Genomic DNA, 24,054 nt, shown 5'->3' on the forward strand with positions numbered 1-24,054 from the left:
CTCTTCGGATTGATGTCCGGTCAAAATCTTGATAATGATATTAAGGTGGCTATAGCACGAGGGATCCACCTCTTCCCATTCCGAACAGAGAAGTTAAGCCTCGTCACGCCGATGGTACTGCGTAACAGTGGAAGAGTAGGTAGCCGCCGTCTTAGGTGAAAGGAGTCAGTCGAAAGATTGGCTCCTTTTTTTGGTATATACACCAGCCGTTGTAGAGATGTGGCACGCTACGTCTTTACAAAGAGGGAACGTGGATAGATTAGTCGTTTATTTCTTTAGCTAGAGATTCCCGTAGTTTCCGTACTGCCGTGGCGATGTGGGCTTCTAATGTCTTTACTGATATTTCTAGGATATTTGCCGCATCCTTATATTTCATCTTATCTTCACGGATCAGTTTAAAAGCCATCTTGCATTTATCCGGGAGCGTATTGATCGCCTCATTTAAATGATCGATGCATTCTTTAGAAATAAGTTCTTCCTCGGGCGTAGTATCGGTATGTGCGAATAAATCGATCGTATTCTCATCGATCTGGACTTTCTCCATATGTTGTGTCCGGTATAGGCTGATGGCTTTGTGGCGGGCTATGCCATAGATATAAGAATCGAAGTTAGAGATCTCCGGTAATGACTTTCTATTATTCCAAAGACTTAGAAATGTATCAGAGACAATTTCCTCAGCTTCTACAGAGGAAGGCACATAAAGGGATGTAAACCGCATTAGCCTCTGAAAATAGGCTAAATAAAGCGATTTAAAAGCAGTTTGAGAATCGGATAGTGCGATTTCACAGACCCATTGCATTATTTCTTTGGAGTGTTTTTCCAAGTAACTAGAATCTTGTTAACTTATTTCCCTTCTAAATATATAGTCGCAAATGTATATAAAAACCCTTAGTGGATCTCTCTCTTAAAAGAGAAATACTTGATGTTAATTTCAACCTAATTTCATATCTGGTTGTTTTTGAATCTAATCCGCAGGTTGTAACATCATTGTAATATGTATGTAACGGATGCGAAATAATTGTTTCAGAACTTTGCGCAAGAATTATAACAATCAGTATGGAAACATTTTATTTGTTCTTGGTCATATTTTTGTTTGTATTGGCCATCGTAGATTTATCGGTCGGTGTTAGTAATGACGCCGTGAATTTCTTGAATTCAGCTATCGGCGCAAGAGCCGCATCCTTTAAAGTTATTATCGCTATCGCTGCCGTGGGAGTCTTTGTTGGTGCGGCGTTATCCAATGGTATGATGGATATTGCCCGGCATGGTATTTATCAACCCCAGCATTTTTATTTCTCGGAGATCATGTGTATCCTTGCGGCCGTTATGCTTACGGATGTGGTGTTACTGGATATTTTTAACTCGTTAGGTATGCCGACCTCGACAACGGTTTCCATGGTGTTTGAGTTGGTGGGTGGAACGGTAGCGATTGCCTTGGTAAAGATCGCTAGTTCTTCAGGCGCTTTGCAATTGGGGGATCTGCTGAATACAGAGAAGGCTTTTACCGTGATTCTGGGTATCTTTCTTTCTGTGGCGATCGCTTTTTTCTTTGGTGTGATCGTGCAGTATCTGTCCCGGATCTTGTTCTCATTTAATTATAAGAAAAGTTCTAAATATTTTATTGGTCTGTTCGGAGGTTTAGCGGCCACTTCCATCATTTACTTTATGCTGATAAAGGGACTGAAGACAAGTTCTTTTATGACGGGTGAGTTCAAGGATATGGTGTATGCCAATACGGGGATGATCGTTTTGGGATGTATGGTATTTTTTACGATCTTGATGCAGGTATTGCATTGGTTGAAGGTGAATGTATTCAAGGTGGTCATTTTGATGGGTACGTTTGCCTTGGCGTTGGCTTTTGCCGGGAATGACTTGGTGAACTTTATCGGAGTCCCCTTGGCTGGCTATTCCTCTTATATGGACTTGATGGCGCAGGGAGGGACCACTACCACGGATACATTTTTGATGACCTCCTTGTTGGGACCGGCCCAGACACCTTGGTATTTCTTGGTGGGGTCCGGGATCGTGATGGTAATCGCCTTGGCTACCTCCAAAAAGGCTCAGAACGTGGTGAAGACTTCCTTGGATCTGTCTCGTCAATCGGATGGAGAGGAGTCTTTCGGTACATCGCCTGTCGCACGGGTATTGGTACGGAATTGCAGTAATATATCCGCTACGATATTAAGTATCGTGCCCACTCCGGTTAAGAACTGGATTGATAGCCGTTTCGACCAAAGCGAGATGATCATGGATGACAAGGCTAGTTTCGACTTGGTACGTGCCTCGGTGAACGTGGTTTTGTCCGGATTGCTAATCGCTTTGGGAACCTCCTTGAAATTGCCTTTATCTACGACGTATGTGGCTTTCATGGTCGCTATGGGTACTTCGTTGGCAGACCGTGCTTGGGGGCGTGAGAGCGCCGTATATCGCATCACAGGCGTATTGTCCGTGATAGGTGGTTGGTTCATTACGGCAGGGGCTGCTTTTACGATCTGTTTCATCGTCGCTCTTTTGATTTATTGGGGAGGTATTCCAGCTTTGGTCGCTATGATTGGTTTGGCGATCTATTCGTTGGTTCGTAGCCACTTCGCTTATAAGGCTAAATTGCGGAAAGAGGCATTGAAGGAGGAGGTGAATTCTACGGTGTCTAAACTTCGTAAGGCTACGGATACCCGTGAGGCTTTGGCCCTGTTCCGCGAGCATAGCCGTGAGGAATTACAATCCGATCTGGATTTTACGGCGGAAGTATTCGGTAAGGCGGTAAATGGATTCATGAATGAGAACCTCCGTGAGTTGCGCAAGGTCTTGACTGCCGTGGAAGAGAAGAAGATTCACTTGAAGCAAGTGAAACGTGTCGGTACGCTTGGCGTTACCCAATTGGATCACGATATCGCTGTGGAGAAGGGGCTTTATTATTATCAAGGAAATGACTTCGCCAGCGAGATCATATTCAGTATCCGTCGCTTGGCAGAACCGATGAAAGATCATATCGATAATAATTTCAGCCCGTTGAGTCCGGTACAGAAAGATGATTTTGGTAAGGTATCTGAACAAATCATCTCCTTCTTGAGAAATTGCGCTACTATGATCCGTAAAAACGATTATATTGGTTTTGAGGAGCTGATCGCTGAGTCGATTACCTTGATGAACCAACTTACCGCCTTGAAGAAAGGGGAGTTGAAGCGTATCCAAGGGCAGTCCGGCAGCACGAAGGTGAGCATGGTTTATTTGAACATGGTACAAGAGGCCCAGAACGTGGTTTCTTTTACGGCGAACCTCTTGAAGGTGAGTAGGAAGTTCCAGAAGGAATAATCAGTCTCTATTATATTGGGATGGTGGGAGACGGGGCATGCCCCGTCTCTACTGGTTTATAGGGTTAGCATCTTCTTTTCTTTGACTAAATCACTCTCGTCCATCCGCAGGGATGGGACTGTACACATCTTGATAAAATCTCCTGTTTGGCAAGTATAATCATAGTAGGCCTGTTGTTCCGGGGTAAAATCTTCTTTATCGATCAGTCCGCTTTTCCGGCTCATGAATTCATCGATCTCCGTGCTTTCTGATTCCTTGATAAGAAGGATTCGGCGGGCGATCGGGTTACGATTATAATCCTGCCCGATGTATAATCCTCGTAATTGGCGGGGATTCTTGAAAAATGGTATTTGCAGGTATATCGTTACCATCGTGAATTGGGGCGCTTGGTTCTCGTTCAGCATGCAATGGAAATTCTGAGGATCGGGCATGATCCCGAATCCCCATTGAGCCTCTCCATAAGCGCTGATCCGCCCTACACGGACTTGATTATCCGAGGGGGAGAGTAGGAAGGGTTCCATCTTGAGGCAGTCCGAGGAGGAAGAAAGGCTGTAACTGGTATAGATTCCTTTGAAAGCCTCTATTTTAGAGGCGGAGAGCCGTGTCTCCTCCATCAATTGCTTGGCGAAAGGATTATCTTTTAGGCTATCCGGTTCGGCGAGCTCCATCTGGTCTAGGCGAAGGATCATCTCCTCTATATGGGAAAGCAAACGTTTTTTCGACACGTTATTCACTAGGGCGAGCGCCGAGTCCAGCGCTTCTTCCGGCGGGTAACTCTTGATGCCCTCGAAATAATTCGGCAATACGGTCGTATATAGGGAGGACAATATGCTGGGAGCCATATCGATCCAGTCGGCTATCTCTTTCATCTTAACCCCATTGCTTCGTAGATATTCGATCTTTCGGTAGAATTCTTGAAGATTGTTCATGTGTTTATATTCTTGATTTACCTTACAAAATAAGAGGACATATGTTGCGTTTCCGTTTCATGAATGTTACATAAATATTTCTTTATAATTTATTGATTCCTAGTTGGGTATTAATAATATACATTCATGGGTTCAGTAATATGTCTGTAACATGGCGGCTGTACTTTTGCCTTCGAAAATAAAACGACAGAAGATTATGGACACTGCGATACAGACAAATAAAACATCCCGGAGGCGGGTTTCCGATCTCTTCTTCATCCTATGGGCCGGAGGGGCCGCTTTGCTTTCTTATTCCTTGGTATATATGTTGCGTAAGCCTTATACGGCTGCCGCTTTCGAGGATCTGGAGGTATTCAATATGGACTATAAGGTGGCGGTTACGATCGTGCAGATCTTGGGGTACGTGGTGTCGAAGTTCATGGGAATTAAGTTGATATCGGAGTTGCGGCGGGAAGAGCGCTTGCGGTTCATCTTGATGTCCGTGGTGATGGCGGAACTTTCGTTGGTATTCTTCGGGTTGCTCTCGGCTCCTTATAATATAGCGGCGATGTTCTTGAACGGGCTTTCGCTGGGATGTATGTGGGGGATTATTTTCAGCTTTATAGAAGGACGTAGGATGACGGATGTCCTCGCTAGTCTGCTGGGCGTAAGTATGGTGATCAGTTCCGGTACGGCAAAGTCTGTCGGCTTGTACGTAATGGATACGTGGCAGGTCAGCGAGTTCTGGATGCCCGCCTTGATCGGGGCGGTGGCATTGCCTTTGCTAGCCTTGTTGGGATATGCGCTGAACCGGCTTCCACAGCCTACGGAGGAGGATATCGCCTTGAAGTCGGAGCGGGAGACCTTGAACGGGCGGCAGCGTTGGGAGCTTTTTAAGCATTTCATGCCTTTCTTGACGATGCTTTTCGTGGCGAATATAGCGATCGTGGTATTGCGGGATATCAAGGAGGACTTCTTGGTGAATATCATCGATATGTCCGGTTACTCGCCTTGGTTGTTCACGCAAATAGATAGCGTGGTGACCTTGACTATCTTGGCGATCTTTGGTTTGATGGTGCTCGTGAAAGATAATTTTAAGGCGCTTTCAGTCCTGTACGGTTTGATTATTACGGGCATGATGGTCATGGCGTTCGTGTCGTTCGGGCAGGAGCGGATGGGATTGAGCCCGGTGACATGGCTTTTCTTGCAGAGCCTTTGCCTGTATATGGCTTACTTAACCTTCCAGACGATTTTCTTCGATCGCTTCATCGCTTGTTTCAAGATACGGGGAAACGTCGGTTTCTTTATTGTCTTAACAGATTTTCTGGGGTACACGGGTACGATACTGGTATTGGTGCTAAAGGAATTCGTGGGTACGAGATTGGACTGGGCGGTATTTTATAACCAACTTGCCGGATATGTAGGGATCTTTTGCTGCGCCACTTTTGTCGCTTCCTTCGTATATTTGCGGCAACGCTATCGCAAGGAGACCGCTTTATGTGGCTGCGAGGAAATAGCAACTCTTGAGCCTACCGAAAACAATGTCCTTACGATCGCTTAAACAAGAAAATTATTAAATACGATACATACAGAATATGAAGAAGATTTCAGGTGTCATTATGGATTGGGCCGGTACGGCCGTGGATTATGGATGCTTCGCTCCGTTGAACGCTTTCCTCAAGGTATTCTCGGAAGAGAAAGGGATTGATATCACTTACCGGCAGGCCCGTGAGCCGATGGGTCTCTTGAAGATCGATCATATCAAGGCGATCTTGAGCATGCCGGAGGTGAACGAGAAGTTCCGTGCCTTGTATAAGAGGGACTGGAACAAGAGGGACGTGGATGAGATGTACACTAGTTTCGAGAAACATTTGTTCGCTTCCTTGAAGGATTTCACCACTCCGATACCGGGAGTCTTGGAGACGATGGCGATGCTTCGCGAGCAAGGTATAAAGATCGGCTCTACGACCGGGTACACGGCGAAGATGATGGAGATTGTCCGTCCCGGAGCCGAGGCCAAAGGATATAGGGTAGATAATCTGGTGACACCGAACGAGGTCCCGGCCGGTCGCCCCGCCCCGTATATGATCTATAAGAATATGATAGATTTAGCGATTCCTTCCGTAGATCAAGTGGTGAAGGTAGGAGATACGATCGCTGATATTAAGGAGGGCGTGAACGCCAAGGTATGGAGCGTCGGTATCGTGACCGGTAGCAACGAGATGGGCGTGAGCGAGGAGGAATATAACAGCCGTCCGGCGGAAGAATGGGAATCTCTGAAGAAAGAGGTGCGTGAGCGTATGTTGGCGGCGGGGGCTCATTTCGTCTTGGATACGATCGCCGAGCTGCCCGCTTGCATCGAGAAGATTAACAACAGGAATTAAGCTTGATAACCGAATAGAATAAAACAATCATATGAGAAACTATTTATTATTGACACCGGGCCCGTTGAGTACGTCGCAGACGGTGCGTGAGGCCATGCTTCAAGATTGGTGTACGTGGGATAAGGATTATAACGAGGGTATCGTTACCCCGATCCGTAAAGGCTTGCTGGCGATAGCGGGATTGGACGGGGATGAGTACACCAGTGTCCTGCTGCAAGGTAGCGGAACGTATTGTGTGGAGGCTACGATCGGGGCCGCCGTGCGTCCGGAGGATAAATTATTGATCCTCGCTAACGGTGCTTATGGCAAACGTATGGCGCAGATCGCCGATTATTATCATATCAATTACGTACTGGTCTCTTTGCATGAGACGGAACTGGTAACCGGCGAGGTAGCCCGACGTGCCTTGGAGGAACATCCCGGTATCACGCATCTCTCAATGGTACATAGCGAGACCACGACCGGTTTGTTGAATCCGATTGAGGAGGTAGCCGAGGTGATCAAGGGCCGGGGGATTACCTTTATCGTGGATGCGATGAGCAGCTTTGGCGGTGTCCCTATCGACGTGAAAGGTTTAGGTATCGACTTCTTGGTCAGTAGTGCGAACAAATGTATTCAAGGAGTTCCCGGCTTCGGCTTTATCCTCGCCCAAAAAGATAAATTGATGGCGACGAAGGGGAATGCCCGCTCGCTTTCCTTAGATATCTATGCCCAGTGGGAAGCGATGGAGAAAGGGGGAGGCAAATGGCGTTTCACGTCTCCGACGCACGTGGTTCACGCTTTCTACCAAGCCATGAAGGAATTGAACGAGGAAGGCGGTATCACGGCTCGTTATAAGAGATATCAAGAGAATCACCAGATATTGGTGGAAGGTATGCGTAGATTGGGTTTCAAGACCTTGCTGCCCGATGATGCCCAAGGGCCTATTATCACTTCGTTCTTATATCCTTCCGCGGATTTCGATTTCACCTCGTTCTACGCACGGCTGAAGGAGAAAGGCTTCGTGATCTATCCGGGTAAGATCTCGGATGCGGATACGTTCCGTATCGGTAATATCGGAGATATCTTCCCGAAAGATATGGAAGCCTTGATACAATCGATTAAAGAGATCCGGTAATTGATGCCCGTAACGTAACGAGTCCTTCGGGGCCCATATTGAACAGCAAATCCGCTATACTCAGATTGGGGAGGAATCCGAATTTCTCCCGGAATACTTGATAATAAGGTTCCGGGCGGAAGGCGGGATCTTCCCCTTCGTGTTTCGGGCGGATCGTTTCCCGGAAATCGTTGGCTACCTCCGATTCATAATGCTCGGTGTAGACGACTGCGGGTTGCATATCCAACAGGTCACAGACTAGACGGCGCAGTTCCTCGTTGAAGTCGAGGAGGAACTCGTATTTCTTTTCGTAGAAAGGAGCGAAGTCATCGGCATAATACTCGAAAAACGGACTCATATTGTAGGCCGATACCAAAGCGTTCCAGTGTAGGTGCCGCCAGTTTCCGTGGTCGGAGATACGGATGTCCTTGGTCTGGCATTTCAAGGTATCTGGCTTGACGATGGGGATGGATAGGGAGAGTGGGCCGTTCGCGGCGGCGATGGAACAACGGTTACGATAGGTTTGCTTCACGTAATTCTCGGCGGTCTCGATACGGACCTCCGGGTATTGGAGCATCTTACAATATTGTTGTATGGGGCCTAGATAGGCGGTCGCTATATATACAGGTCGCATGATTAATGAACGGGTTTAAAGATTCGTTGTTTGTCGGGGCTGTACCAGCAGAGCCAAGCGTTGCCGACGATATGGTCGGCCGGTATGAAACCGAGATGGCGGGAATCTACCGCCTCGTTGGTATTATCGGACAGTACCCAATAGTAGTCTTGTTGGAAAAAGAAGAAATTAGTCTCCCGCCCGTCCAGATATAACTTTCCGTCACGGAAGGAAGCTTTACCATCCGTCTCCCGCATGATGATCTCCTTGCAGGCGGTGAGCGAGGCGGCGTCCAGCGGGTAAGCCCGGTCTTTCCGTGGGACGATCAACATGTATTCTTGCATTTGTTCCCCGATAAAATGACGGTTTATGGCGTCGGGCAATTCCTCCCTCAATTGATATTCCTCGAAAGCCGTGAGGCTGAGCATACAGCCGAAACTTTCCTGCCTGAAATCCCTAAGTGGGATGTCCAACTTCTCTAACGTCTCCAAGAACGTCTCCTTGGCGCTCAGTGTTATGAAATAGGAACAGAGGGAGCGAGGAGAGCGGGGGATTTTATGCCCGTTTATCGTATATCCGTCCATGCTGACCCGGATCGTATCGCCCGGCATACCGATGCAGCGGCTGATGAATAAGGGAGCATCCGCGGAATCTCGAGAGAGCGGGCTGGTAAAAAGCACGACCTTGCCCCGGACGGGCTTATTCTTCCCCGGTATTTTATTGACTAGGATATAATCCCCTTTATGCAAAGCCTCTTCCATAGAGTCCGTGGAGATGCGATAGGACTCTATGCAGAAAAGGCGTATGAGCATGACGATCCCCGAGGCTAGCGCGAAAGCTGCCAGCCATTTCATGAGAACTATCAGGAATCGTTGGATTGTCATAATACGAAGTTTTCACCTCTTAATCCGGATGAACCCAGCGGAACAGGCGGTTCCAACGGATACCACCGTCGAACAGGCTGCGATCCTTGTCCAAGGATAGCCAAACCAAGATCGGCTTGCCGACAATGTGATCCTCGGGTACGAAACCCCATGAGCGGCTATCTGCGCTATTATGGCGGTTATCGCCCATCATCCAGTAATAATCGTATTTAAACGTATAGGAAGTCTCGGGCTTGCCGTTGATGTAGACCTTGCTGTCCTTCACTTCCAAGGTGTTGTTCTCGTAATTCTTGATACAACGGCTGTACAACGCCAGATTACGTTCGTCCAACGGGATGGTAGCCCCTTTCTTCGGGATCCAAAGCGGCCCGAAGTTATCACGGGTCCAGCCAGTATTGTATCCGACCGGATAGGTAGGGCCGCCCAACGTCTCCGGCTCGATGATAACCTTCTTCACGGTAGGTAACTTCTCCGCTATCGCCAAGGCCTTTTTCGTGAGTGGCAGGCGATATACCGGGTTGTACTGTCCCTTCGCGTTAGGCGTAAAGCCTAGGTATGACAATAGGTTTTGGTAATAACCGCCGCTGGAGGCCAGCATACGGTCATCCTTGCTTACGTCCATCAAACGGAATTGCTCCTCTGTGATCGGGGAACCGTCTGTTTCGATAAAGTAGTTGAATTGCATATCTTTCGGGTTCTCGGCGGGTTTACCGTCTATGTACACTTGGTTGTCTATGAGTTGGAGCGTATCACCCGGCATACCGATACAACGCTTCACGTAATTCTCCCGTTTGTCGACCGGGCGGTACATTACCTCGCCGAACGTGGCCTTATCCAATAAGATACGTTCCCGTCCGTACTCCTCGACCAAGGAGTAGTAATCCGGGTTTTGCACTTTCACGGCGATCGTGTCGCCTGCGGGGAAGTTGAACACTACGATATCATTACGTTTCACGTGGCCCAAACCTTTCACCCGTTTGTAGCCCCATTCCGGCCAATCCAGATACGATTTACAGTTTAAGATAGGCAACGTATTTTGTACCAACGGAAAGGAGATCGGCGTGTTCGGTACGCGAGGGCCGTAACTTAATTTGCTGACGAACAGGTAATCTCCTACCAGCAAGGATTTCTCTAGGGAAGAACTCGGTATCTGATAGTTCTGGAAGACGAACAAATTGATGAAATAAACGGCTACCAGCGCGAATACGATATCGTCCACCCATTCCAATACGTTGCGTACCGTCGGGTTCTTAGACCGTTTCCAAGCTCCCCAAGGGATGTAGTGCGTCAAGAATATATCGACTAGGACGATTAATCCCAGCAGTAACCATACGTTTTGCATCCAGATAGCGAACAACGTGTATAATACGGCCGCTATACTAAACTTGATCCATTGTTTTTTCGTGAACTTCTTCATCTTTTAGCTAATACGTTTAGAATTTGAATAAGTCATTCATGCCTAGGAAACCTTTCTTTCCGGCGGTAAACTCTGCCGCTATTACGGCGCCTAGCGCAAATCCGGCACGGCTCTTGGCATCATGCTTGATACTGATCGTATCTACGTCCGACTCATACGTGATCTCGTGGATACCCGGAACCTCACCCTCACGGATAGCGTGGATCGGCAGGTCGGTCGCGCTCTCGGCGTTCTCTAAGGTCCAGCGGTCTTTACGATCGATATTTTCCAAGATTCCTTCGGCCAACGTGATAGCCGTTCCACTGGGTGCGTCCAGCTTGTGGATATGGTGGACTTCTGTCATTTTAACGTCGTAGGAGGGGAAGTTGTTCATGATTTTCGCCAGATACTTATTCATGGCGAAGAAGATATTTACGCCGATGCTGAAGTTGGAGGCGTAGAAGAAGGTTTTGCCCTCTTTCTCGCATTTCTCCTTGATCTCGCCGATACGGTCCAGCCATCCGGTAGTACCCGATACGACCGGCACGCCTACCTCGAAACATTTCATATAGTTATTGAAAGCGGTAGCCGGGGTAGTAAACTCAATCGCCGCGTCGGCGCTCTTGAACGCTTCTGAATATATATCCTCAGCGTTATTGATATCTATGATGGAAACAATTTGATGTCCTCTTTGGATGGCGATCTGCTCGATCGTTTTGCCCATTTTCCCGTAACCTATAAGTGCAATTTTCATACTTTAATTCAATTAATGTCGCAAATATACAGAAAATGAATTACATTTGAATCCAAAATCTTAACTCTGAAAGAATATGGAACGTTTATTACACTATGTTTGGAAATACAAACTCTATGCGAGTACTCCATTGACTACCACCGAGGGGCTTCCTATCGCTGTTATCGATCCCGGAATACAAAACACCGACGCCGGTCCCGACTTCTTCAACGCCAAGGTAAAAATCGACGGCACGGTATGGGCGGGAAGCGTGGAGATCCACGAAAAAGCTTCCGATTGGTTGCTGCATCATCATGATTCAGATAAGGCATATGACTCCGTTATCTTGCATGTAACGGGTGTGAATGACGCATCTATCTGCCGGATGAACGGTGAGCCTATTCCTCAATTGATATTATCCGTTCCGGAACCTGTCCGGAAAAATATCGATTGGTTATTGGTAAGAGAGGTGCCCGTCCCCTGCCTCGAGCGGATTCAAGATGTGGACTCCGTACATCTGGCCTCATGGATGGATGCCTTGCTCGGTGAGCGGCTGGAACGAAAGACAGAGGATATATACCGTCTGTTGGATCAGTATCAAGAGGATTGGAACGAGGTGTTCTATATCCTATTAACCCGTAGTTTCGGCTTTGGCGTGAATAGCGACGCTTTCGAGTGGTTGGCGAAAAGCCTCCCCCTGCGATATATCCAAAAGCAAAGGGCTAGCGAGTCGCAAGTAGAGGCGATGCTTTTCGGACAAGCGGGTATGCTCTCGGAAGAGGGCTCCTGCCATTACTACCGTCTGCTGAGGCGGGAATATGAGTTTCTCCGCCATAAGTTCGGGCTCAAGCCTTTGGATGACTCCTTGTTCAAAAGCCTCCGTATCCGTCCGACCAACTTCCCGCATGTGAAGTTGGCGCAACTGGCCGCTATCTGGCATCGGTACGATACGTTATTCTCGATGATCCTGTCCGCTTCTTCTCCTAAAGAGATCAAGGATTATTTCCGTATCCAACCCTCGGATTATTGGAAGAATCATTATCATTTCCAATACGCCTCGGTGGAAAAAGATAAAATGATCGGGGAGAATGCCTTGAATATCCTGTTAATAAATACGGTAGTCCCTCTGCTATTCGCTTACGGCGGTCGAAATAAACTTCCTGAGTATTGCCTGCGTGCGACCCGCCTCTTGGAGAGTATCCCGCCGGAACGCAATCATATCGTAACCGCTTTCGCTCGATCCGGTATCGAAGTCCATAACGCTGGTGATACGCAATCACTCATCCAGTTAAAACGAGAATATTGCGAGAAGCGAAAGTGTTTGTATTGCCGGATTGGGTTCAGGTTGCTAAAACGAAGTGTTAATCCTCCTCGGTAAAAGGAGCTCTTATATACTTGCCGTCTTTATGATTATTGGTGATATAACGTAATATATCGATCACCTTTCCGGTTGAAAAAACATACCATGTGGTATGCTTGCTGCTTTTTCGTTTGAAAAAAGCGTATTGCAAATCTCTCCCGTATCGGTTGAACCTCATTTCAGCTGTATGGGAGAGATTATAATGTGGTGCATGAGGTAAAGTGTGGATGAAATCGAGGATATCATCGATAAGTATGTTTGCGTACTCAATGTATGAATAATAATCTTTCTCAAATAAGGTGTCGGCTAAATCCATCAGATAAGTGATTATTTCTTTAGGGATAATAACTTTTGTGTTATTTTCTTTGTGCGTTTTTTTCATAGAAATGTTTTCTTAGTTCTTGTTTTGCGTATTGTCTGAATTCCTCGATGCTCAATCCTTTGTTCCAATCTCGTTCAAATTCATCAAGGTTACTATCCGATAGGTTTACTCCCAATCGTTTCAATATAGGATTGATCATATCCCCATATTTCTTTAAGTCGATGCGAACGTAGCTGTTGTTCCCTGCCGCATCTTTCTCCAATTCGATACCTGATACTTCTGACATAGTTGCTCTATTTATTTGGTTATACTTCCATCTATTGCGAAGATACTGTTTTTAATTAGGTATCTGCCTTATTTCGGGTGTTTTATTTTACAATAAGTTCGATGTGAATTACTGTTTTGTAAGAGATTGATAACCGGACTCGAAAAAACACGTACATGTTTTTTGGAAAAGTCGTACGTGTTTTCCGAAAAACATGTACGTGTTTTCGGGAAAACAAGCTGATGTTTTTTCCCGGATGAGCCGCGATGATATTCTTTAGGAGAGAAAAATGACAATAAGGGCTTTTCTCTTCTGTGTTACAAAAATTAGTTGGTGCGGAATCTGTGATGTGGGAATATCCGGACAATGCTTTATTTATAACATGATATGATTAAGAAAATCTCTCTTTATCTACTCAAATATCTTGGAATAGTTAAATATAAGACCTATATTTGTTGATAGGATTTAACCTATTGTTAATAAAGAAAGGACGGTGGAAGTAAACAAAAATTTTATCATGTTATTGGCATATTTATGCCTTAGTCATATACTGACGAATATTCGGGGATACGGAGTACTATATATGCTTGATATCTCTGAGGTTGGATCGGGAAGTTATCAGTTAACTGGTAAGGGCTTTGGGAGGCTATCTTTATGGAGTTATTGAAAGATAGTTTTTATATCGAATATTTATGAACGTGCAATATGGGATGGAGTATGAGTAAGAAGTATATACTGAGGAGTAAATGGTTTTTGTCTATGGCTGTTCTTTTATTATTTGCGACATCCAATGCGCAGGAGATTACAAAGGAAAAGGAACCGGCTCGGTTTGGTATTGGTATCGCCTATGGTTTTAAAGATCGGGTGAAGGAGCTAATACATCCGATAGAGCTTACGGTACGGTATAATCTTTCAGAAAAGCATTCATTTTATGTGAATGTGCCGTTGGGATGGAAAAGTTGGAGAGACGATTATGCTTCTGTAGATCCCGTCATACGGGGTTACTATACTCATAAAATGCGATTGTATGGTTTGGGCATTGGATATGATTATTCCATTGTGTCGTATAAGAACTTAGATCTGTTTGCGGGTGGAGGGTTGGAATACCAGAGATTTTATAATCGATATCAGGAGGTTCAAGAAGGAGAGCCTTTCCCTTTTCAACGTGATAGATTCAATGATTATTCTTTATATCCCAAAGTGGGATTGAGATATACGTGGAAATTTGTAGGTGTTGAGTTTGATTATAGATGCTATTTCTCCGTGAGAGGGTTGGATAATTATTCCGAACAATTCTCAGAACTTCCTCGTGAAGTGGATTATGATACACATATCGATCATGCTTTTCGATGTGGAGTGTATTTTTTGTTTTAAACCTTTAAATTGATTTATTATGAAACGAATGAAATTGTTGTTATCCGTTTTGGTATGTTTTTTTCAGTATAGTTAGTGCGATGGCACAGCATCCAGTGTTAAAACCAGACAAAGACGTACCAGAGTTCGTTACTCCAAAAATGGGATATTATTATGTATTGGATGCAGGGAGTAATATTGCCCGAGTAAATTGGACTGTCTCGGGTGGGTCTTTTTCCCTTGGTTCATCCCAAACCTCAATCCCCGGTGGGAATTTCTATGGTATAACCGTATATTGGGATAATGTGAAGTCTACAAATGGTAGTACTCCTCAAGGGAAATTAACGGCTGAAGTTTATTATAGTTCGGGAGTTAGCGGAGTGCAGTCAGCCTCTTACACTCAAAAAATAAAAAGTTTGAATGGAGTAACTCCGCCTTCTCTTACTTCAAAAACTTCTACTAATTTAGACTATGGAGTTCAGAATATAACAGTTTTGCTTGGTCAAAAATTTTATTACCCGGGACAAACAACAACTGGAGATAAAAATCTGGTTACTAAATATGAGTAGACTTTACCTGAAGGATGGAAAAGTGGTACTCAAACAGGTGTATTTACTACTTCTTCTGAATCCATCAATATTACGACAAATAATGTCGGTACAGGAACAGTCAAGGTACGTGGTGTAAATCAAGGTGCTGAATTTGATAAAAGTGGGTATTCCTCTATATCTTTCACTCGTAAATTTGGCTTTACGGCTTATCCAACTTCTGTTCCTTTTGGAAAAACTCAGACTAATACATTTACCACTCAATTAGTGAAAGGAATGACTTATGAATGGAATACGCCCTCCGGATGGAAAATCAATAATGGAGGAAATACGAAGGAAGGGTTGGAATAGAATAGCGTAAGTATCACCTCAAGTGTGTGCCCTACAGATGGAATAGTTAAGGTCCGGTTGAAGAAAAATGGTGAAGTATCTCAATGGTATAATTGTCCTTATAAAGGAATTTCAGATCCAGCGATAACTTCTACAGCTGCTTACCAATTTGAATATAGTACGTTAGCGTTGGATGTCGCTTCTTCTTCGTTAAGCAAGGCTACATGGTCCGGAACGGGTATATATGTGGCATCAGGGCAAGGAACAGCTGCCCCTAAAGTGATATTTACGAAGTCCGGATCTGTTACGGTGCAAGCTGTTGTTAGCTTGTCGGGTTGTTCCGGTGTGCGAACTATCTCTAAGACATTTACCGTATCACCTTTCCGTTATCTGATTTCTGGAGAATCCATGATTTGCTATAATGGTAATTATACGATTAGTAATGTAACTGTTCCTTCTGAGGTACAATTGACTTGGAGCTATACTAATGGCAAGCTAGAGATACAGGGAGGACAGAGTACGAAAACAGTATCTGTAGGGATAGCTCCGGGTAAGTTTGGAGATGAGTGGATACGCTTGACCGCTAGTTTAGGAGGACAAAGTGCTGCGGTATCTAAAGCGATTTATGCAGGATATCCAACAGTAACTAAAGTTACCGGACCTTCGAGTGTACGCCTAAATCAAGGGGGGAGTTTTATAGCGAATCCTCTTTATGATAATAGTGTTTGTGAGTATAAATGGACCGTATCACCAAGTCAGGGAGCGAGCCAATCTCCTTCTCGTAATACAAATTATATAACATTCTCGATTCCGGGCAGTTATTATATAGCGTGTCGTGCTTATACTACTCAGTGTGGGGCGGCGGGCTCTGCGGCATCAACAACTGTATCCGTGCAAAGCTCTTATATGGTTTATTCTGATGGATCCAGTAAAATTGTGGATGTCATAGAAAATCAATTAGAGAATGACGAGTCATCTATTTTGTCTGATGTGGTTGTTTCAAATCAAGTCTCTTATCAGCTATATAATCAAGCGACAGGCCTATTAGTCGCTGAGGGGAAAATGGAACGAAGCGGGGGTACGCTTGATTTTAATCAAGTGAATTCCGGCATATATATTTTAAGGATACAAGTAAGCGATGCGATTTTTGAGGTTCATAGAGTAGCGTTCAAATAATTGAGATACTTGTAGAGCCCCTATCTCTTTTATTTAATAGGAGATAGGGGCTTTTTCATTTTAAGATAGATTAATTAGCGTATATATCCTTATCGTTCACGGGATTTTTCCCTATTTTTGTCCCTCAATTGAAATGAGAGTATTGAATGGAAGATAAATATGTGAGAAATAGTTTACGGTTCTTTATAGGGGTACTTCTGCTGGTCGTGCTGTATTCGTGCGCGAATATAGCCTCGCCGAACGGAGGGCCTTATGATGAGGCTCCGCCTAAGTTCGTAAGCAGTACGCCGTTGCCCGGCCAGATAAACTATAAGGGAAAGAAGGTGGAGATTATTTTTGATGAGTTGATCCAGATCGATAAGCCTACCGAGAACGTGATCATCACTCCACCCCAAATGGAGCAACCCGTTATCCGGGCGAACGGCCGGAAGGCGGTCATCGAGCTGATGGATACGTTGAAGGAGAATACGACCTATACGATAGACTTTACCAATTCGATCTCCGATAATAATGAGAAGAATGTATTGGAGAATTATTCCTTCGCGTTCTCTACCGGCGAATCCATTGATAGTATGGAGGTGTCCGGAGTCTTGCTGAACGCCGAGAATCTGGAGCCTATGCCGGGTATTACGATCGGCGTGCATACGAATCTGGAGGATTCCGCCTTTACGACGATCCCATTTGTCCGTACTTCCCGTACGAACGACAAGGGAGAGTTTACGATTCGTAATATGGCCCCCGGAACCTATCGGATCTATGCCTTGGAGGATGTGATGCGCTCCTACAAGTACAGCCAGCCCGGGCAGCAGATCGCTTTTTACGATTCCTTGATCGTCCCCGCGTTCGAGTTGACGACCCGTCAGGATACGATTTGGAAAGATAGCTTGACGATCGATACGGTGATGACAGTCGGTTATACCCATTTTATGCCGGACAATATCGAGTTGCGCCTGTTTAAGGAAAAAGTAGAGCGTCAATATATGTTGAAGCCGGAGCGTACGGATGAGAAAATACTAACCTTGCGTTTCAATACCTCCTTGGATACTATTCCGGTACCGGTTCCTTTGAATTTCACCCCGGCGGATAGCAATTGGTATTTCTTGCAGACAGCGGAGGAAGGAAAAGCCGTGCATTACTGGTTGACCGATTCTTTGATCTGGAAGCAAGATACGCTGCAAGTGGAGGTGAATTACCTGAAAAGCGATTCCATGAATATACTTCGTCCGCAGACCGATACGGTACAATTTACCATGCGTCGCCGTCCTGTGGAGAAGAAGAAAAAGAAAAAAGACGATGAGCCGGAACCCATCGAGTTTCTGGGAATGAACGTAAACGCTTCCGGTTCGATCAACCTGTATGATACGGTCGCTGTTACGTTTAGCGAACCGGTAGCGGGGTTAACGAAAGATCATTTCTATCTGGATCAGAAAGTGGATACGCTTTGGGAAGCCGTAGACTTCGATTTCTTTCCGGATACGACGAACTCTTTGAACTTCTTCATCAAGCGCCCGTGGAAGTATGGAGAGGAATACCGTTTGGAAGTAGACTCCGCCACGATATTCAGTGCCTATGGTAAATGGAACGATGTGTATAGCGGGGAATTCAAGATCAAGAAGGAAGATGAGTACGGGCATTTATATATCAATATTGAGGGAGCGGATACCACCGCTTTCGTGGAATTATTGAATAGCAGCGACCAGCCGATCCGTAAGGTGAAGGTAAAAGATGGCGGCGTGCTTTTCATGGACTTGAAACCGGATAAATATTATGCCCGTTTAGTATTAGACGTGAATGATAACGGTGTCTGGGATACCGGTAATTACGCCGATAAACGGCAGCCGGAACTTGTCTTCTATTGCCCGAAGATATTCAATATCATGCAGAATTGGCAAGTGGAGGAGACTTGGAATATCAAGGCTACACCGATGAAACGGCAGAAACCGATCGATATCACGAAGAATAAACCGAAAGAGCTAACGAAAAAGAAAAGAGATTACAAAAATGAGGGAACACAGTCTTCGTCCAATAGGAACAGCGGTGTGGGCGGCTTGCGCTTCTAAACTGTATATATGCGTTTTCTTTTTGTGTGTAGCGAGTCTTACGTCTTTGCGGGCACAAACGTTGCCGTTATCCCATGGGGAACGGGTGGATTACGATCTTTATTTTAAATGGGGCCTGATCATGTCGAAGGCCGGATTGGCTACCCTTTCCGTGAAAGAATCGGAATACCAAGGAGCGCCGTCATGGCATTATAACCTGTTGTTCCGCTCTGCCGGCGTGATCGAGAAAGTCTTCAGGATGCGTGATACGATGGATTGCCATTACTCAAAGGAGCCTCGGCTCTTGTTCAGCTCGAAGCGCACGAACGAGGGAGACTACTATCTGGTGGATAATCTCCAGTTTGAGTATCAAGGAAGCGGTAGGATCGATATCCACTCGCATCGCCATACATTAAAGGAGACGAAGATCGACACGATGCTAATGGCGAAAGGGCGTGTATTCGATATGCTGGGAGCTACGATGTATCTCCGTTCGCTGGATTGGCGGACGATGAGTTATGGTGCGGAGTTCCCTTTCATGATCGCTATCGGCCGGGAGCTCGTGAACGCTCGTTTCCGCTATACGGGACAACAGATCGTCGAGCATAAGGAGGCGAAATTCCGTACCCGTCATTTCTATATCGATATCTACGATGAGGCATTTTCCCAAGCCAAGGAAGCGGCGGAGGTTTGGATCGGTGATGACGAGAACCATATCCCGGTAAAGATCCGGGCGAAACTGAAGATCGGGGCGGCCGAGGTCTATTATAAAGACTCCTATAACCTGCGTGCCCCGCTTACTTGCCGTATCGTGGTGCAGAAGAAATGAAAGCTTTTTAGATAGGCTTGTGTTTCTCGCACCCAGCTCATCACGGAGCTGGGGCGAGAGCTTTTTATAGAATTTCTTTTTTAAACCAACGGAGTGAAGGGTAATTCCGTGTCTTTGCGGTAACCTGTACCATTAAAAGTCGCGATTAATTCTTCGGCTTCATTGGTGATACGGACTTCGCAATTCGCCAGTCTCTTATGGCTGAACGCTTCTTTCGCTTCCGCATATAAGTATCCCTTACTCTCCGCCTTAAAGAAATTGATGTTTGAGGTAATGGATAATGTCAGGCGTGCGTGGCTATTAGTCGCCGCGGCGAAAGCCAGATCCGCCAACGTGAAGATCGCCCCACCTTGACATACGCCTCCACCATTTAAATGTTCGGGCTTGATGAGCATACGCGCCTTGGCGTAACCGTTGCCCGTTTCTAATAATTCAACGCCCGCAAGCAAGGCGAATTTATCGCCTTGAAGAAATTCATGGATTGTCATAACCTCTTACTATTCGCTTGGTGGATTATTTGCTTAGTTTCCATTCCGCTCCATCCTTGGTATCCTTGATCTCGAATCCCATAGCGGTTAATTCGTTACGGATTTTATCGGAAGTTGCCCAGTCTTTGTTTGCCTTGGCTTGCTGGCGGATGGACAGCAATAAATCCACGGCTTTGCCAAACGCCTCGTAATGGTTGCCGCTGGCGGAAGCCTCGTCTTTCATGCCAAGGATATCGAACAAGAATAAATGGAATACCTCTTGTAACTCTTTCAAGTCTTCCTCGGACAGAGTAGCCTTACCGTCTTTTACGGAATTGATCGCACGGGTAGCGTCGAATAGATGAGAAATCACGATTGGTGAGTTCAAATCGTCATTCATGGCCTCGAAACATTTCTCACGAAGACCTTTCGTGTCTACGGTAGAGGTAGCGGACGGCTGCAACTTCATCAAATGTCCGTATGCCTCCATCAAGCGTGACAAGCCCTTCTCGGCAGCTTGCAAAGCCTCATTGCTGAAATCAACCGTGCTGCGGTAATGCGCTTGCAGGATGAAGAAACGGATGGTCATGGCGGAATACGCTTGTTGCAAGGAGGGATGATCACCCGTGAAGAATTGCTCCAGTGTGATGAAATTACCTAATGATTTACCCATCTTCTGCCCGTTGATGGTGATCATATTGTTGTGCATCCAATAATGAACCATATCATCTCCTTGGGAAGCCACGGCTTGTGCGATCTCGCATTCATGGTGCGGGAAGATCAAGTCCATGCCACCCCCGTGGATGTCGAAATGCTCCCCGAGGTATTTCTTGCCCATAGCGGTACATTCGCAGTGCCAACCGGGGAAGCCGTCGCTCCACGGAGACGGCCAACGCATGATATGCTCCGGCTGGGCGCATTTCCAAAGGGCGAAGTCGATGGCGTTATGCTTCTCGTCCTGCCCGTCCAACGCACGGGTCGTATTCAACATATCCTCGATATTGCGACCCGAGAGGATGCCGTATCTATGATCTTTATTATATTTCTCTACGTCGAAATAGACGGAGCCTTGGCTTTCGTAAGCGTAGCCGTTATCCAGAATCTTCTTGACTAACTCGATTTGTTCGATAATATGTCCGGAAGCGTGCGGCTCGATGCTGGGAGGAAGTACGTTCAGCGCATCCATCGCTTGATGATAACGATTGAGGTAATATTGAACCACTTCCATCGGCTCCAACTGTTCTAGCCGTGCCTTCTTGGCGATCTTATCCTCCCCATCATCGGCGTCGTGCTCCAGATGCCCTACATCCGTTATATTACGTACATAACGCACTTTATATCCTAGGTGGGTAAGGTAACGGAATAGCAAGTCGAACGTGATCGCCGGACGTGCGTGTCCCAAGTGGGCGTCACCATAAACCGTGGGGCCACATACGTACATACCTACATGCGGCTCGTGCAGGGGTATGAATTGCTCCTTCTTTCTCGTAAGCGTGTTGTAAATATTCAATGGATGTTCCATATTCTATTATATATTTAGGAATCGCGAACTTACATAAAATCCTTGGTATTATCAAGCTGATCGTGAATAGTCTGTAGTTTTCATAGGCATTCATTGACTCTTGATGACTTCCGACGGATTCTCGTTGGCTGCCTTACATACCTGTTCACGTATCGTACCTAGAACCATGCTGGTAATGGTGATGAATATTCCCACCAACCACCAGATCTGGATTTGGATGCGATAGGCGTAGCCTTGCAACCAGTAGTTCATGACGAGATAGCTGATCGGGAAAGCGATGATTCCGGCGATGACAATTAATCGCATGTATTCCTTGAAGAACAAGAAAATGATCTCGGAGGCTTTCGAGCCTACCACTTTCCGGATAGCGATCTCTTTACGCCTCCGTTTCGTGGAGGCTGTAGCGACGGCGTAGATGCCGAACAAGGAGATTAGCAAACAAGCGAAAGCGAGGAATGAAAAGATCTTCAACCCGACTATCTCGGATTGGTTCAGTTGATCGTAAAGCGTTCCGATCGGGGTGATCCGGGTATCCGCTAATGTCGGGTCTATCTTGGGCAGTAGCTCCGTGATATGGTGGGCGATGTTTCCTTCCTCACCCGCTACGACCCGGATATACAAATTATTCACCAGTCCGCCCGAAGGAATGAATAGCATCGGATGAATGCTCTCCCGGAAGGATAGCGCATGGAAATCGTTGACGACACCGACGATTTCGTATTCTTTGATCACACTGAAATCAGACCACCACGGCATACGGATGATACTGCCGACCGGGTCTTGTAAGCCCATGGCTCGAACCGCCGACTCATTGAGCACGACACTAAGTTCGTTGCCTTCTGTCCACCACCGGCCCATTAACATCTTTAGGTCGAAGGTCTCACCGAACCGGTGATCGGTTCCATAGAGGTGGAAGTCCACCTTTGTGTCCAGCGGTTTTCCCTCCCATTCCACATTCGTGAAGATCGCCATGGGATCGACATGATGTTGAGGCTTAAAGTTCGTGTCGGTGAAACTTTTGACCTGCGGCAGGGCACTTAACTCTTGCATCAACGTGGATTCTATTTTCCCGGATACGTCTACGAAGCCGGATAGTTGGATAAGGCCTTTTGGATCGAAACCTAAATCTTTTTGATTTACGAATCGCATTTGCTCCATGACAACCAGCGATGCTACGATGAACAGGATACTGATCATCAATTGTAAGGTTACGGCCATGCGGCGTAACAAAAGGGGTTTGACTGTCTCTTTGGGAACGAGCGAGGTGGTTGCCGTATGGCTGAACTGCCCGAAGAATACTAATCCTGCACATTGGAGGATGAGAAATGTACCTATACCTACCCCTGCGAAAAGAAACAGGAACCGGCCCATCTCCAAATCAATCTCCAGCCATCGGGCGAAAAGCGGCTTGACTTGGACTATGAAGATCAAGGCTACCAACAAGGATGCAAGTACGGAACAGCCTAGCTCGACAGACATTTGTTCGATCAATTGCTTTCTCGTTGCGCCGTTGACCGTCCGTAAACGCCATTCCCGCACACGTTGCCGAAAGAGATCCATGTAGGAATTCAAGAAATTGAAGAGGGCGGCAAACAATAATAGGGCACCAGATACGACAAACAAGCCGATGAAATTTAAGGTGAAGGGTGTATCTTCATTCAGATGATGCCGGATCTCACGGATGGGGAGTGTTCGCAACTCGATCTCCTTGTTCACCCCGATACGTTCAGGTAGCTCTTTTAGTTGATTGGCGAAGGCTTTTGGGTCTGAGCTTGGATGGAGTTTCACGTATAAGTCCATCACGAAGAAGCTCCATTGTGCCTCCGGAGGTAACTGGGAGAAATGCTGTATCATGTTATGGTTGATGATCGCGTCGAACGGTAGATTGGTATGGGGTGATGGGTCTTTCACCACAGCCGTGACGATGTAGGGAGGTAAGGAGGCTCTCATCAAGGTGTGTATCGGTTGCCCGATCGCCTTTTCCGCGTCGCCAAATAGACGGACCGCCGTACGTTCGCTCAAGATCATGTTGTTTACGATTTGTAGCGGATGATTCATTTCTCCACAAACGAAAGATTGCGGGAATACCTCTAGGAACGTACTGTCTGTATAAAGCATATTCATTTGGATATAAGGAGTCGCTTGGGTACGGCAGTTTTCGGTTGAAAGCATAAGCGTGGTGGAGGCTTCGATAGCTGGGACTTGCTCTCGTAAGCTATTCTCGATACCTTTCGAGGCTCCTTTGTTCACTTTCCCGGATTGTTTCTCTACGCTATAGACACGGTAGATGGATTCGGAATCCTTGTAGAAAGAATCGTAAGTGGTCTCATGATCCATCCAATAGAGTATGGGCACGAAACAGACGAGGGCGAAAGCCAGCCCTAGGATACTGATGGAGGCGCTGACTTTATACTTCCAGATGTTTTTGAAGGCAATGACACAGTAATGTATTAACATGGCAATTCCGTTTTTTTGATGATATCGCTGATGACTCAATTTCGCTGAATCCGATTCAAA

The 24,054-nt window shown here is 46.1% G+C and carries 22 protein-coding genes and 1 rRNA gene; 12 read left to right on the forward strand and 11 right to left on the reverse strand.

What is annotated here, in order from left to right; all coding sequences use genetic code 11:
- The first annotated feature begins 41 nt into the window (after positions 1-41).
- Positions 42-152 (forward strand): 5S ribosomal RNA (rrf, locus tag HMPREF0999_RS18710).
- 107 nt (positions 153-259) lie between these two features.
- Here the strand turns inward: rrf and HMPREF0999_RS18715 are convergent.
- Entirely contained in the window at positions 260-799 is a 540-nt protein-coding gene (locus tag HMPREF0999_RS18715; protein ID WP_005860644.1) for an RNA polymerase sigma-70 factor, read from the reverse strand.
- A gap of 257 nt (positions 800-1,056) precedes the next feature.
- Here HMPREF0999_RS18715 and HMPREF0999_RS18720 point away from each other — a divergent pair, with 257 nt between their 5' ends.
- Entirely contained in the window at positions 1,057-3,312 is a 2,256-nt protein-coding gene (locus HMPREF0999_RS18720; protein WP_005860646.1) for an inorganic phosphate transporter, read from the forward strand.
- Between the two features lie 56 nt (positions 3,313-3,368).
- Here the strand turns inward: HMPREF0999_RS18720 and HMPREF0999_RS18725 are convergent, their stop codons facing one another.
- Positions 3,369-4,241, reverse strand: a complete 873-nt coding sequence (locus tag HMPREF0999_RS18725; RefSeq protein WP_009276618.1) for a hypothetical protein — start codon at positions 4,239-4,241, stop codon at positions 3,369-3,371.
- 196 nt (positions 4,242-4,437) lie between these two features.
- On the opposite strand from HMPREF0999_RS18725, the gene HMPREF0999_RS18730 reads away from it, so the two are divergent.
- From HMPREF0999_RS18730 to phnW, 3 genes are read left to right on the forward strand one after another with little or no spacing between them, the layout of a single operon-like run.
- Positions 4,438-5,781, forward strand: coding sequence for a DUF5690 family protein (locus HMPREF0999_RS18730; protein WP_008774290.1), 1,344 nt, complete (start codon positions 4,438-4,440; stop codon positions 5,779-5,781).
- A 34-nt stretch (positions 5,782-5,815) separates the two neighbouring features.
- Positions 5,816-6,604, forward strand: coding sequence for a phosphonoacetaldehyde hydrolase (gene phnX / locus HMPREF0999_RS18735; protein WP_009276619.1), 789 nt, complete (start codon positions 5,816-5,818; stop codon positions 6,602-6,604).
- Between the two features lie 31 nt (positions 6,605-6,635).
- A complete protein-coding gene (gene phnW / locus HMPREF0999_RS18740) occupies positions 6,636-7,721 on the forward strand; it encodes a 2-aminoethylphosphonate--pyruvate transaminase (RefSeq protein ID WP_009276620.1) in 1,086 nt (361 codons plus the stop codon).
- Here the strand turns inward: phnW and HMPREF0999_RS18745 are convergent.
- The 4 genes from HMPREF0999_RS18745 to dapB are packed head-to-tail and all read right to left on the reverse strand — an operon-like array spanning position 7,705 to position 11,347.
- On the reverse strand, positions 7,705-8,334 hold the full coding sequence (locus HMPREF0999_RS18745) for a WbqC family protein (protein WP_009276621.1): 630 nt from the start codon (positions 8,332-8,334) through the stop codon (positions 7,705-7,707). The two genes, phnW and HMPREF0999_RS18745, sit on opposite strands and share 17 nt — an antisense overlap.
- A gap of 2 nt (positions 8,335-8,336) precedes the next feature.
- Positions 8,337-9,197, reverse strand: a complete 861-nt coding sequence (gene lepB, locus HMPREF0999_RS18750) for a signal peptidase I (RefSeq protein ID WP_009276622.1) — start codon at positions 9,195-9,197, stop codon at positions 8,337-8,339.
- Between the two features lie 19 nt (positions 9,198-9,216).
- On the reverse strand, positions 9,217-10,614 hold the full coding sequence (locus HMPREF0999_RS18755) for a S26 family signal peptidase (RefSeq protein ID WP_009276623.1): 1,398 nt from the start codon (positions 10,612-10,614) through the stop codon (positions 9,217-9,219).
- Positions 10,615-10,630: 16 nt separating this feature from the next.
- Positions 10,631-11,347 (reverse strand): 4-hydroxy-tetrahydrodipicolinate reductase, encoded by a 717-nt coding sequence (gene dapB, locus HMPREF0999_RS18760; protein ID WP_005860661.1) that lies wholly within the window; start codon positions 11,345-11,347, stop codon positions 10,631-10,633.
- A 76-nt stretch (positions 11,348-11,423) separates the two neighbouring features.
- On the opposite strand from dapB, the gene HMPREF0999_RS18765 reads away from it, so the two are divergent.
- Positions 11,424-12,704 carry a DUF2851 family protein gene (locus HMPREF0999_RS18765; RefSeq protein WP_009018749.1) on the forward strand — a complete coding sequence of 427 codons (1,281 nt, stop codon included), beginning with the start codon at positions 11,424-11,426 and terminating at the stop codon, positions 12,702-12,704.
- Here HMPREF0999_RS18765 and HMPREF0999_RS18770 read toward each other — a convergent pair.
- Positions 12,688-13,002: a hypothetical protein gene (locus HMPREF0999_RS18770; protein WP_226769934.1), complete on the reverse strand. Its 315-nt coding sequence runs from the start codon at positions 13,000-13,002 to the stop codon at positions 12,688-12,690. The two genes, HMPREF0999_RS18765 and HMPREF0999_RS18770, sit on opposite strands and share 17 nt — an antisense overlap.
- Positions 13,003-13,042: 40 nt before the next feature.
- Entirely contained in the window at positions 13,043-13,294 is a 252-nt protein-coding gene (locus tag HMPREF0999_RS18775) for a hypothetical protein (protein ID WP_009018747.1), read from the reverse strand.
- Positions 13,295-13,990: 696 nt separating this feature from the next.
- Between HMPREF0999_RS18775 and HMPREF0999_RS18780 the strand changes: the two genes are divergently transcribed.
- From HMPREF0999_RS18780 to HMPREF0999_RS18800, 6 genes are all read left to right on the forward strand, one after another.
- Positions 13,991-14,647, forward strand: coding sequence for a hypothetical protein (locus tag HMPREF0999_RS18780; RefSeq protein ID WP_226766818.1), 657 nt, complete (start codon positions 13,991-13,993; stop codon positions 14,645-14,647).
- Positions 14,648-14,727: 80 nt separating this feature from the next.
- Positions 14,728-15,195: a hypothetical protein gene (locus HMPREF0999_RS18785; protein ID WP_009276626.1), complete on the forward strand. Its 468-nt coding sequence runs from the start codon at positions 14,728-14,730 to the stop codon at positions 15,193-15,195.
- 255 nt (positions 15,196-15,450) lie between these two features.
- Entirely contained in the window at positions 15,451-15,525 is a 75-nt protein-coding gene (locus tag HMPREF0999_RS23010; RefSeq protein ID WP_232306322.1) for a hypothetical protein, read from the forward strand.
- A gap of 24 nt (positions 15,526-15,549) precedes the next feature.
- Positions 15,550-16,680, forward strand: a complete 1,131-nt coding sequence (locus HMPREF0999_RS18790; protein ID WP_009276627.1) for a hypothetical protein — start codon at positions 15,550-15,552, stop codon at positions 16,678-16,680.
- A 146-nt stretch (positions 16,681-16,826) separates the two neighbouring features.
- Positions 16,827-18,740 (forward strand): Ig-like domain-containing protein, encoded by a 1,914-nt coding sequence (locus HMPREF0999_RS18795; protein ID WP_005860672.1) that lies wholly within the window; start codon positions 16,827-16,829, stop codon positions 18,738-18,740.
- A complete protein-coding gene (locus tag HMPREF0999_RS18800) occupies positions 18,682-19,548 on the forward strand; it encodes a DUF3108 domain-containing protein (protein WP_005860674.1) in 867 nt (288 codons plus the stop codon). Before HMPREF0999_RS18795 ends, HMPREF0999_RS18800 begins: the two co-directional genes overlap by 59 nt.
- 80 nt (positions 19,549-19,628) lie before the next feature.
- Here HMPREF0999_RS18800 and HMPREF0999_RS18805 read toward each other — a convergent pair whose 3' ends face one another.
- The 3 genes from HMPREF0999_RS18805 to HMPREF0999_RS18815 form a co-directional block, all read right to left on the reverse strand.
- Complete coding sequence (locus HMPREF0999_RS18805) at positions 19,629-20,036, reverse strand: PaaI family thioesterase (protein ID WP_005860676.1); 408 nt, start codon at positions 20,034-20,036, stop codon at positions 19,629-19,631.
- 25 nt (positions 20,037-20,061) lie between these two features.
- Positions 20,062-21,537 carry a cysteine--tRNA ligase gene (gene cysS, locus HMPREF0999_RS18810; RefSeq protein WP_009276628.1) on the reverse strand — a complete coding sequence of 492 codons (1,476 nt, stop codon included), beginning with the start codon at positions 21,535-21,537 and terminating at the stop codon, positions 20,062-20,064.
- Between the two features lie 90 nt (positions 21,538-21,627).
- The gene (locus HMPREF0999_RS18815) at positions 21,628-23,994 is read right to left on the reverse strand and encodes an ABC transporter permease (protein ID WP_009276629.1); all 2,367 of its coding nucleotides are present in this window, start codon (positions 23,992-23,994) and stop codon (positions 21,628-21,630) included.
- Between the last annotated feature and the right edge of the window lie 60 nt (positions 23,995-24,054).

Source organism: Parabacteroides sp. D25 (genome assembly GCF_000307475.1).
Classification (GTDB): Bacteria; Bacteroidota; Bacteroidia; order Bacteroidales; family Tannerellaceae; genus Parabacteroides; species Parabacteroides distasonis.